The organism is Cryobacterium sp. TMT1-19 (assembly GCF_004403055.1).
GTDB lineage: Bacteria > Actinomycetota > Actinomycetes > Actinomycetales > Microbacteriaceae > Cryobacterium > Cryobacterium sandaracinum.
The window spans coordinates 42,647-54,349 of sequence record NZ_SOHB01000007.1 but is presented as its reverse complement, the minus strand read 5'-3'; the positions used below and the strand labels follow the sequence as shown (position 1 = coordinate 54,349).

Here is an 11,703-nt window from a genome sequence, read left to right as displayed (position 1 = left end):
GAGCCCCGCCGCGAGAGCATGCAGCTCCGCGACCGCCCGAGCCGCCGCGGACAGGCCGTGCGCGGCATCCGCTTCGGGGTGTTCCAGGAGGTTGGTCACAAATCCGAGTTTACCTCATTGTGAACAAATAAACCATGCTAGCTTAGAAAAAGCTAAAGATTTATCGTAGTTATATACGCCTTCTAATGGAGCCCCGCCCGGAGCCCAGCCCGGACCCGTATCGATGAGGGATCGTTTGGAGGACCACCTCAACGCTGACTTCGGGCAGGTGGGCTACCGATGATCCAGCGCAGCGGTGCCGGATACCGAGAACGACGGAGACCTCAGCCGGTCAGGGCCTTGTGGATCCGCTGGAGGGACACGGGCTCCGCGGCCTTCAGTTCCTGGGCGAAGAGGCTGATCCGAAGTTCCTCGATCAGCCAGCGCGCACGCACCAGGTTGGCGGCCGCGTTTGCCTGCAGGGGGATCGTGCCGCCGGCATCCTCGAACCGGCCCGTGGCTGCCTGGCTCTCGTTCATCCAGACCCGGTCGCGGCTCGGATTGTCGCTGAGCTTCACGATGCGCGCGGTGATGCCGCCGAGGTATCGCGGCAAGTGCCGCAGCTGCACGAGTCCCGTGGCGCTCACGAAACCGGGGTAGACGAGCCCGGCCAGCTGCGCGCGGGCATCCGTCAGGGCCGGGAGCAGGGCCATGCTGGTGGACGCCTTGAGCGCCTTGTCGGCGGCGCGCGCGGCGGCGAGGATGCGGGCGACGAGGCCCACCGTATCGAACATGGAATCCATCACGACGCCGGACACCCGGTCGCGGATGGTGTCGAACTCGGCGTGCATGAACACCTGGCCGCCGGGCTTCACCCGGAACAGCACGTCGTCGACGCTCGCCGCGAGGCAGTCGTCGAACAGCGCTTGGGTGGTGCGATACGGGCTGGTGGCCAGGCTGAGCTTCTCTGCCCCGGTGAGGTGCTGCTGCACGTAGGCCACCGGGGAGGGCGTGGCGAGCAGCAGCAGGCGACGCACGCCATCGGGCAGGGTGCGGGCCTGCTCGGCCTCCGTGCTCATCATGCGGATCGCCACCGACGCACCCTCGTCGACGAGGGTCGGGTAGCCGCGGATGGTGTTGTCACCCTGCCTGGTGTCGAGGAACCGGGGCAGCTCCGGGAAATCCCAGGTGGTGAGTCCGGTGCGCTCGATCGCATTGGTGGGGGTGGCAGCGGATGCCGCGGCCACGCTCTCGCGGGCCTGGGTGCCGAGCCGGCGCTGCAGTTCCAGCAGGTCCTTGCCGGAGGCGCTCGGGCGACCGCGTTCGTCCACGACACGGAACGTCATGTGAAGGTGGGCCGGAACCCGGACCAGCTCGAAGTCGTTCGCCTTCACGGACACGTAGGTGAGCTTCTGGATCAGGGCGGCGAGCGTCTCGGTGAAGGGGACATCGTCGCGGTCGAACAAGGACCCGCGGGTGGCTTCGCCCAGGCCCGACACCCCGACCGAGACCTCGCCCGGCGCCGGCGGCAACTCGTTCAGCAGTCGCTTGGCCCAGTCTCCCGCCGGCACCACGTTGCGACGGATGCTCTTGGGCAGCGACTTGATCAGTGCGGTCACCAGGTCGGCGCGGAGGCCCGGTACCTGCCAGTCGAAGCCGGTGGGAGAGAGCCTCGCGAGCAGGGCCAGCGGGATCTGCACGGTCACGCCGTCGTCGTCCGCGCCGGGCTCGAACCGGTAGCTGAGCGCGAACTTCTGGTCGCCCTGGCGCCAGATCGGCGGGAACACGGCCTCGTCGATCTCCGGCGCGTCCTCGGGCACCAGTGCCTCGGCGGTCATCGTGAGCAGATCGGGCGTCTGGGTGCGCGCCTGGCGCCACCAGGTTTCGAACGTGCGCGATGAGCATACGTCGGCGGGAATGCGTTTCTGGTAGAACTCGAACACGACCTCGTCGTCGAACAGGATGTCACGGCGCCGCGTGCGCTCCTCGAGTTCGGCGAGTTCCTTGCGCAGACTCGTGTTCGCCCGGTCGAAGGCCGTGACGCGCTGGTCGATTCGGTCAAGGTCCCATTCACCCTCGACGAGCGCGTGCCGGATGAATAGGTCGCGAGCGTACGCCGGGTCGACCCGGGAAAACTGGATCCGGCGGCGCGGCACGATCGGCACCCCGTACAGGGTGACCCGCTCGTAGGCGACGACCGCGCCCTGCTTCTTCTCCCAGTGCGGCTCGGAGTAGCTGCGCTTGCAGAGGTCGCCGGCGAGCGGCTCGGCCCACGCGGGGTCGACGACCGCGTTCATCCGGGCGAACAGGCGGCTGGTCTCGACCAGTTCCGCGCTCATCACGGCGTTCGGCTGCTTCTTCGCGAGCGCCGAGCCCGGGAAGATCACGAAACGCTGCTGGCGCGCGCCGATGTAGTCCTTCTTGGCGGTGTCCTTGAGACCGATGTGGGAAAGCAGACCGGCGAGGAGCGAGCGGTGGATCCCATCGGGATTCACGCTGGGATCCCCGATGTGGAGACCGAGCGGCTTGGCCATCTGGCGCAACTGCTTGTACACGTCCTGCCATTCGCGCACGCGCAGATAGTTGAGGAACTCGTTCTTGCAGAGGCGTCGGAAGGCGCTGGAACCGAGCTCCTTCTGCTGCGTCTCGAGGTAGTTCCAGAGGTTCAGCAGGCTCAGGAAGTCGCTCGTCGGGTCGGTGAACCGGGCGTGCTGCTGGTCGGCCTGCGCGCGGCGCTCGAGGGGCCGTTCGCGCGGGTCCTGGATGGTGAGCCCGGAGACGATCACCATCACCTCGCGGCTCACCGCCTGCGTCTTCGACTCGATCACCATTCGCCCGAACCGAGGATCGATGGGCAGCTGCGCCAGCTGCCGGCCGATGCGGGTCAGTGTGGAGATGCCGGGCTTGGAGATGCCGGATTTGTGGCCGGCGGTGAGCGCAGCCACCGCGCCGAGCTCGGCGAGCAGGTCGAGGCCGTCCTTGATGCCGCGCGAGTCGGGCGGGGTGAGGAACGGGAATGCGGCGATGTCGCCGAGGCCCAGCGAGATCATCTGCAGGATGACCGCGGCGAGGTTCGTGCGCAGCACCTCCGGCTCGGTGTACTCGGGCCGGCGCGCGAAGTCCTCCTCCGAATAGAGGCGGATGGCGATACCGTCGCTGGTGCGGCCGCTTCGGCCCGAGCGCTGGTTCGCGGAGGCCTGCGAGATGGCCTCGATCGGCAGCCGCTGCACCTTCGAGCGCACGCTGTACCGGCTGATCCGGGCGGTCCCGGCGTCGATGACGTAGCGGATGCCCGGCACGGTCAGGCTGGTCTCCGCCACGTTCGTCGCCAGCACGATGCGGCGTCGCACGCCGGCGACCTTCGACGGCTGGAACACCTTGTGCTGGTCGGCGGAGGAGAGCCGCCCGTACAGCGGCAGGATCTCGGTGGGGCTGGTGCGCCCCGAGGAGGCGTACTTGCCCTGCAGGGCGTCCGCGGCGTCCCGAATCTCGGTCTCACCGCTGAGGAAGACCAGAACGTCGCCGCTGGACTCCCGTTCGAGCTCATCGAGCGCGGCGGAGATTCCCTCGATGTAGTCCCTGTCCACCGTGGGCGCGGCATCCGTCGTGTCGTCGTCGTCGCCGTCCATCACCTCGACGACCAGCGGCCGGTAGCGGATCTCCACCGGGTAGGTGCGCCCGGAGACCTCGATGATCGGGGCCGGCGTGCCGTCGGGCGTGGCGAAATGCTCGGCGAAGCTCTGCGGGTCGATCGTCGCGGAGGTGATGATGAGCTTGAGGTCGGGGCGCTGCGGCAGCAGCTGACGCAGGTAGCCGAGCAGGAAGTCGATGTTGAGGCTGCGCTCGTGCGCCTCGTCGATGATGATCGTGTCGTACTTCCGCAGCAGACGGTCGCGGTGCATCTCGTTGAGCAGGATGCCGTCGGTCATCAGCTTGATGCGGGTGTCCGGGCCGACCTGGTCGGTGAACCGCACCTGGTAGCCGACCGTCTGGCCGACTTCCTGTCCGAGTTCCTCGGCGATGCGTTCAGCGATCGTGCGCGCGGCGAGACGGCGGGGTTGCGTGTGGCCGATGTTCTCCCGGCCCAGCTCGAGGCAGATCTTCGGCAGCTGCGTGGTCTTGCCGGAACCCGTCGCGCCGGCGACGATGACCACCTGGTTGTCACGGATGGCGCGCGCGATGTCCTCCCGGCGCTGGCTGACCGGAAGCTCGGGCGGGAAGGTGACTTCGACGGGGATCATGAGCTTTCCATCGTATGACCTCGCGGTGAACGACGGATGCTGCCCGGGTTCGCCTGGTGATCGGCCCGACGGCTGTGGTTGTATCGGCGCGTTTTTAACCGCACGATGTTAGCATCAAAGAATGATCAACGACGAAGGGTCGGGGGACCGGCACGCCGCCCTGGCCTCCGACGCGCGCCGCCAGGTGCTCGACCTCCTGATGGGATCGGCTACCCCGCTCGACGCCGCCGCGGTCGCGGCGCGCATCGGGCTGCACGTGACGACCGCCCGATTCCATCTCGATCAGCTCGAGAACGCCGACCTGATCCGGCGCGCCGTCGGGCGCGCGGGAACGCGTGGCCGCCCGCGAATTCTCTTCACCGCTGGACCCGCCGCCCGGGAAGGCGGTGCCCAGCACGATCTGAGCCGGGTGCTGGCCACCGCGCTCGCCGAGGACGCCGACAGCGGGCGGGCCCGGGCGATCCGCGCCGGTGAGACCTGGGCCGAGAGCTACGCCGACGAGCTGCGGGGGAGCGCCGCGGAGGGCATCGCGCCGCTGCTGAGTATCCTCGACCGGCTCGGCTTCGATCCGGAGCTGGTTTCGGCGGTGGAGCCGGCTTCGGCTGCGGAAGCCGAGTCCGCGGCGGGCGACGGGGCCTCCGACGGCGTCGCCGTCGTTGCCGCCCCGCTGATCACCCTGCTGGCCTGCCCGTTCCGCGCCGATGCGCGGGACGCCCCCGACGTCATCTGCTCGGTGCACCTAGGCCTCGTGCGCGGGGTCGCCCGCGAGCTGGGCCACGACCCGGACCAGGTCGGGCTGCGCCCGTTCGTGGGCCCCGAGCTGTGCCATTTGCACCTCGGAAGCGAGTGGGTCGAGCCGAGCCCGACGGCCGGGTGAGCGCGCAGCCCGACGACGTGAACTGACGCGCTCCGCCTCGCGCGGTCTCGCTCCGCCCTGCCGCCACCGGGAATAACGGCCCGGGAGGAGGGTTAGGTTGGGGAGGGCGGGAACCGCCCGGCGAGGAAGATGACGGATGAACCCGATCGAGTGGCTTTTCGACGCACAGCTGCAGATCGGAACCCAGACCATTCTCTGGCGCGAGATCATCGGCAACGCCTTCGGCATCCTGAGCGCCGTCGGCGGGATGCGCCGTAAGGTGTGGGCCTGGCCGATCGGAATCGCGGGCAACGTGCTGCTGTTCACGGTGTTCCTCGGCGCCGTGTTCGGCACGCCCAACCCGGTCAATCTGCTCGGCCAGGCCGGGCGGCAGATCATGTTCATCGTCGTGTCGATCTTCGGCTGGGTCCAGTGGTCCACTTATCGCCGGGGGAGCGCGCAGGCTGCCGTGGCCCCGCACTGGGCCGGTGCTCGCGCGCGCATCCTGCTCGGATTCGGGCTCGTCGCGGGCACTCTGGTGCTCACGCCGGTCTTCCGTGCGCTCGGCTCGTTCGAGCCCGTCTGGGCCGATGCCTGGATCTTCACCGGCTCGTTGCTGGCCACGTACGGCATGGCGAAGGGCTGGACCGAGTTCTGGCTGATCTGGGTGGCGGTCGACATCGTCGGGGTGCCGTTGCTGCTCAGCGCCGGCTACTACGCCTCGGCCATCCTCTACATCTTCTACGGCGCGTTCACCCTCGCCGGCTTCTTCGTCTGGATGCGCGTGCAGCGCCGCGCCCGCAGGGCCCTCGCGGTCGACCTGGTGGCCGCCCGGCTCTGACCGGCCCTGACCTGCTCCGCTCAGGTTCGTTGAAGAAATACGCAGGGAGCGTCGGGCCGGGGACAGCGGCACAATGGAGGCATGTCCAACCACCTCGCCGACGCAATCAGCCCCTATCTGCGCTCGCACGCCGACAATCCCGTTGCCTGGTACGGCTGGGGTTCGGAGGCCTTCGTGGAGGCTCGGCTGCGCGATCTGCCCGTGCTCGTCTCGATCGGCTACTCGACCTGCCACTGGTGCCACGTCATGGCCCGGGAGAGCTTTAGCGACCCGGAGCTCGCCGATTACCTGAACCGGCACTTCGTGAGCATCAAGGTCGACCGGGAGGAGCATCCCGAGGTCGACGCCAGCTACCTCGCCGCGGCCAGCGCCTTCGTGGGCGGGCTCGGCTGGCCGCTCAACGTGTTCGTCACCCCCGACGGGCAGGCCTTCTACGCCGGCACCTACTTTCCGCCGTTGCCGTTGCCGGGGCATCCGTCGTTCCGGCAGGTGCTTGAAGCGGTGACGGATGCCTGGACGAACCGCCGCGCCGAGGTCACCGCAAGCGCGTCCCTCGTCGCCGAAGCGCTCGCGGCCGCCGCCGTGCAGCGGGGTGCCGGCGGAGCGCTGCCCGGCCCCGCCGCGCTCGACCGGGTCCAGGCCGAACTCGTGGGCCTGGAAGACCCCCGCTTCGGCGGATTCGGCGGCGCGCCCAAGTTTCCCGTAGCGCCGGTGCTGGGGTTTCTGCTCGGCCGGCCGGGTGCCGTGGGACAGGTTCCGGAAGCGCAGGCCCTCGCCCTGCGCACCCTGAAGCACATGGGTGCCTCGCCCCTGCGAGACCCGGTGGAGGGCGGTTTCTTCCGCTACGCCGTGAACCGGGACTGGAGCGACCCGCACTACGAGCGGATGCTCTACGACAACGCGCAGCTGCTCGACCTCTACACCCAGGCCTGGCAGCTCACCGGCGAGAAATGGGCGCAGACGGTCGCGGAGGGTGTCGCCGGGTTCCTCACGACCGTGCTGCGCCTGCCCGGCGGCGGGTTCGCCAGCGCCCAGGACTCCGAGAGCACCGTTGCCGGTCGCCGCGTCGAGGGCGTCTACTACACCCTGGACGAGGACGCCCGGCGGCAGGAGGAGCCGCCCGCGCTCGATGAAAAGGTGCTCACCGGCTGGAACGGCCTTGCCATCAGAGCCCTGGCCCGCGCCGGGTTCGCCCTCGCCGATCCCGACCTCACGACGGCGGCCGCGAGGGCCGCCGACCACCTGCTCACGCGTCACCTGCGCCGGGACGGCAGCCTCGTGCGGGCCTCCATCGCGGGGCGCACGTCTGCCGCTCAGGCCACCCTGGAGGACTTCGGGATGTGTGCACAGGGTCTCCTCGAGCTTGCTCTGGCCACGGGCGAGGTGCGCTATGCCACGGCCGCGCGCCGGCTCATCGACGGCACGCTGGGGGGAACGGATGCCAAAACGGTACCGTCCGCCGCCGACATCCCTGGCTCCGGCACTCCCGGTACCAGTGCACCCACCGACGCCGCCGGCACTGCCGGCACTGTCGCCGGCGGGATGCCGTTTCGCGCTCCCGACGGGCCCGACCCGGTGCTTGCCGCGCAGGGACTCGCCCTGGACGTCGACCCGTCGGAGGGGGCCTACCCGTCCGGGATCACGGCGACCGCAGAGGCGGCGAACCTGCTCTACCTGCTGACCGCCGACGACCGCTACCGCGCGGCCGCCGTTGCCGCGATGGCGGCCCTCGCCGAGCGCGCACTCGAACGCCCGCTCGCCTTCGGGGCGGCCCTGCGACTGTCCGGCATTCTGACCGGCCCCGTGGAACAACTCGTGGTGGTCGGTGCGAACGTGGTCGGGCCGGGGGCAGGGCCGGACGCGGCCGCCCCCGAGCAACCCGCCGCACTGCTCGACGCGGTGCGCCGACGCGGGAGCGGGCTCGTCGCATCCGTCACCGAGGTTCAGGCGCAGGCCTTCGCCGACGCCGGCTTCGAACTGTTCCGCGGCCGGGTCGCACACCAGGGTCTGCCGACGGCCTACCTCTGCCGTGACTTCGTCTGCCGCCTGCCCGTCACCGATCCCGCCGACCTGCCGATGCCCTGACCCGGACGGAGGCTGGTCGGCCCGGTGGCCGCACCGGGAACAGAATGGACAGATGGGCATACAGATCAAGCGGGTCTACGACGAACTTTCCGCGAGCGACGGGACCCGGGTGCTGGTCGACCGGCTGTGGCCGCGCGGAGTCTCGAAGGAGGAAGCCCGGCTCGACGCCTGGCTCAAGCAGATCGCGCCCAGCCCGGAGCTGCGCCGGTGGTGGAACCACGACCGGGCCCTTCTGGATGAGTTCGCGGTGCGCTACCGGGCCGAACTCGACACCGCACCCGAGACGACGGCGGCCGTGCAGGAACTCCGCACGCTCATCGCCCGCGACGAGGAGAAGCAGACGACAACCACGCTGCTCTACGGCGCTCGGGACCCGATGGTGAACCACGCCAGGATCCTGGCCGAGTATGTGATTGACAGGGCCTGACCCGTTCGCCTGACCCGATACCTGAGCGGAAATCGCGCCGGCCGTCGGGCCTCCGAAGTAACTTCAAGCCGGTAACCTCAAGCCGGTAACCTGAAGCCAGCCGACCTCATCGGTCGGCGCCGACGACCGAACGGACTCCGGCGATGGTTCCCGAAATCAACATCTGGGCCGTACTCCTGGCCACCGCGTCCAGCATGGTCGTCGGCGCGATCGGGTACTCGCGCCAGACGTTCGGTACCTCCTGGATGAAAGCCGTCGGCCACGACGAGGAAAGCATGCGCACGGGCTCGACCGCGATCACCGGGCGGTCCCGTCACCCCGGCGAGCGGGGGACGCAGAAGACGTAGAATAAGAGCGGCGCCACCGCGTTCCGCCGGCTGCTCCGCTCCGGTCTCTGGACCGGTCGTTACTGTCCGGCATCAACGGACGCACTCTCCCCGGCACTGCGTGTGGTTGCCTCGTGAATGAGTGTTCCCAATTCTTCTCGAGGAGGACCATGGCCACGTTCGATCGCCCGGAAACCGAGCGTCGCTCCTCGAACGAACCGGCAGACAACCTGCCCGTGCTGACGCTGAGCCAGGAACCCGAGCTCGTGCTGCTCGCACCCGACCCGCGCACCCGCCGTTTCGACCGTGATGACGTGGTCGTGCGCAAGGGCGAGATCAACCTGATCAACGGCCACTTCACCCCCCACGAGTCGATGGTCAAGGACCTCCTCGCGGTCCGCGACGCGCTCGAACGGGCCGGCATCGACTTCCTGCTCGTGCGCGGCGACGGGGACCGCCCGGTGATCGCGGTCGACCGCAAACGCCGCAAGAACCTCACCCGCATCCTTGTGGAGGCTTTCGCGAACGAGCCCTTCTACGCCAAGCCCCTCGACGGGAATCTGACCCCGGCCCTGTTACTGGCGGACGGTGCCCTGACGACGCTGCGCAAGTCATCCGTCTTCCGGGTCTACCGCCCGCGCATCGAGCCGATCGGCCGCCTGCGCTACGGCGCCGAGACAGCCTTCCAGTTCGAGCTCTGGCACTTCGGCGATGATGAGATCGTCGCGCCCGTCGAGAACTCGCTGATGCGGGCACGTCTGCCGCGTGCGGAGGCCCGCGAGACCACAATCGATCTCTTCGGGCGCAGCTGGCGCACCCTGCAACACATGTTCGACGACCTGGCCAGCGACGTCAGTTTCGACATCGACATGGTCTTCTCCTGGGTCGACGGCTCGTCCAGTGATTTTCAGCGAGAACGGGCCAAGCGCATGCAGGCCTATGTCGTCGGCGACGGCGACGATTCGGATGCCCGTTTCCGCCAGATCGATGAGCTCAAGTACGCCCTCCGCAGCGTCTACATGTTCGCGCCCTGGGTGCGCCGCATCTTCATCGCCACGGATTCGCCGGCTCCGGTGTGGCTGGCGGAGCACCCGCGCGTCACCATCATGCGCAGCGAGGATTTCTTCCCCGACCTGAGTGTTCTGCCCACGCACAACTCGCACGCCGTTGAGAGCCAGCTGCACCGCATCCCCGGACTGGCCGAGCATTTCCTTTATTCCAACGACGACATGTTCTTCGGCCGCCCTGTCGGACCGGAACTGTTCTTCTCTCCGGGCGGCGTGACCAAGTTCATCGAGGCATCCACCCGGATCGGCCTCGGCGAGAACAACACCAGCCGCAGCGGCTTCGAGAACGGCGCCCGGGTCAACCGCGCCCTGCTGCGCGATCGGTTCGGCAAGGTCACCACGCGGCACCTCGAGCACACGGCGGCGCCGCTCCGCAGGAGTGTGATGCAGGAACTCGAAGCGGAGTTCCCCGGCGATTTCGCCCGCACCGCGGCCAGCCAGTTCCGCTCAGCGACTGATATCTCGGTCACGAACTCGCTGTACCACTACTACGCGCTGATGACCGGGCGGGCGGTCGAGCAGACCCAGGCGCGCTCGCTGTACATCGAAACCACGCTGAAGCTGGCACTGCGTCAGATGAACGCCCTGCGCAAGCGCCGCGACCAGGACATGTTCTGCCTGAACGACGGCAGCAACCCGGAGATCTCCGACGAGGTTCGCCGCGCGGCCGTGACCGACTTCCTCGAACGTTACTTCCCGATAGTCGCCCCGTGGGAACGCGAGAACCAGCTCGTTCCCGGCCAGGCCGGGCACACGCCGCCGTCTAGTGCAGAACCGGGATCGGTGTGGTCATCGGGGGTTCGCGGAACGTTGGCAGAGTACCCGCGGGCATGATCCGGATGTTGTCGCCGGCGAGCCGTCGCGCACTTTCCGTCGCGTCGACGTAGTCCAGCGCCGGGTAGTCACCCAGCGGAACGACCGAGTGCAGCACCGTGTCAGCGAACACATGCACGAGGTTGAAGGTGCGTGCCCCGTCGCGGCCGCGCGTGCCGCCGACCGGAACATTCAGGTCCTGGGTGTAGCAGGTGGCCGACGCCACCGACACCGGAATGCCCGCGAACGTCGCGGTCGAGGAGTAGTGCAGGTGCCCGGCGAGGATGCTGCGCACATCCGAGCCGCGCAACACCTGTGCAAGACGGGCCTGGCCGCGCAACTCGACCGACACGGCCAGGTCGAGCACGCTCGGCACGGGCGGGTGGTGCATGGCCAGAATGGTGCCGTCCGGCGCCGGAACGCTCAGCTGGCCGGCCAGCCAGCGCAGTTGGTCGTCGGTCACGGCGCCGTGGTGGTGGCCGGGAACGGAGGTGTCGAGCGTGATCAGGCGCAGGCCGCCGATGTAGTCGACGTGGTCGATCGGCTCGGTGGTCGCCGGCTCGTTCAGCAGCGTGCTGCGGAACGCCGCCCGATCGTCGTGGTTGCCCATCACCCAGAAGACGCGGGCACCGAGCCGCGCCGCGGCCGGCTCGACGATCCGTTGAGCGGCCCGGTAGGCATCCGGTTCGCCCTTGTCGGCCAGGTCGCCCGTGATGATGATGGCGTTGGGTCGGCCGGAGGAGGCTTCGACCTCCGCGAACAGCTGCGCGAGATGGGCGGTGCTGTCGACCTGGTCGTACAGGCGCCCGCCGTTCGCAAGCAGGTGGGTGTCGCTGAGGTGGAGTAGAAAATGATCCGGCTTGGGGTATTCGGCCGTTCGAATGTTCACGGAGCATCCATTCGTTGGGGCTAAGAGCTCTTCGAAGAGTTGGCTGACTCTACTCTGATTATTTGAGCAGCATGAGCTGAACCTTAGGTGAATGCCAGGCGAACACAGTGAAGAGCCCGGGTGTTTCGCCTTCGGGCCCGTCGTCACCGCGAGATCAGGACGTGGTCTCCTTCGTACCC

General features: G+C 68.6%; 8 protein-coding genes. 6 read left to right on the top strand and 2 right to left on the bottom strand.

Annotated features, from left to right (window positions below; genetic code table 11):
• Positions 1 to 323: 323 nt before the first annotated feature.
• Positions 324 to 4,220 carry an ATP-dependent RNA helicase HrpA gene (gene hrpA, locus E3T40_RS01550; RefSeq protein WP_134542485.1) on the bottom strand — a complete coding sequence of 1,299 codons (3,897 nt, stop codon included), beginning with the start codon at positions 4,218 to 4,220 and terminating at the stop codon, positions 324 to 326.
• Between the two features lie 121 nt (positions 4,221 to 4,341).
• Here hrpA and E3T40_RS01545 point away from each other — a divergent pair, with 121 nt between their 5' ends.
• From E3T40_RS01545 to E3T40_RS01520, 6 genes are all read left to right on the top strand, one after another.
• A complete protein-coding gene (locus E3T40_RS01545) occupies positions 4,342 to 5,097 on the top strand; it encodes a metalloregulator ArsR/SmtB family transcription factor (RefSeq protein ID WP_104171525.1) in 756 nt (251 codons plus the stop codon).
• 136 nt (positions 5,098 to 5,233) lie between these two features.
• The gene (pnuC, locus tag E3T40_RS01540) at positions 5,234 to 5,917 is read left to right on the top strand and encodes a nicotinamide riboside transporter PnuC (protein ID WP_104171524.1); all 684 of its coding nucleotides are present in this window, start codon (positions 5,234 to 5,236) and stop codon (positions 5,915 to 5,917) included.
• Between the two features lie 81 nt (positions 5,918 to 5,998).
• Positions 5,999 to 8,002: a thioredoxin domain-containing protein gene (locus E3T40_RS01535; RefSeq protein ID WP_134542484.1), complete on the top strand. Its 2,004-nt coding sequence runs from the start codon at positions 5,999 to 6,001 to the stop codon at positions 8,000 to 8,002.
• A 52-nt stretch (positions 8,003 to 8,054) separates the two neighbouring features.
• Positions 8,055 to 8,429: a DUF488 domain-containing protein gene (locus tag E3T40_RS01530; RefSeq protein ID WP_104193824.1), complete on the top strand. Its 375-nt coding sequence runs from the start codon at positions 8,055 to 8,057 to the stop codon at positions 8,427 to 8,429.
• A 143-nt stretch (positions 8,430 to 8,572) separates the two neighbouring features.
• A complete protein-coding gene (locus tag E3T40_RS16825; protein WP_134542483.1) occupies positions 8,573 to 8,776 on the top strand; it encodes a DUF1761 domain-containing protein in 204 nt (67 codons plus the stop codon).
• A gap of 149 nt (positions 8,777 to 8,925) precedes the next feature.
• Positions 8,926 to 10,656: a stealth family protein gene (locus E3T40_RS01520; protein ID WP_134542482.1), complete on the top strand. Its 1,731-nt coding sequence runs from the start codon at positions 8,926 to 8,928 to the stop codon at positions 10,654 to 10,656.
• Here E3T40_RS01520 and E3T40_RS01515 read toward each other — a convergent pair.
• Positions 10,586 to 11,524, bottom strand: coding sequence for a phosphodiesterase (locus tag E3T40_RS01515; RefSeq protein ID WP_174843625.1), 939 nt, complete (start codon positions 11,522 to 11,524; stop codon positions 10,586 to 10,588). The genes E3T40_RS01520 and E3T40_RS01515 overlap by 71 nt on opposite strands.
• Between the last annotated feature and the right edge of the window lie 179 nt (positions 11,525 to 11,703).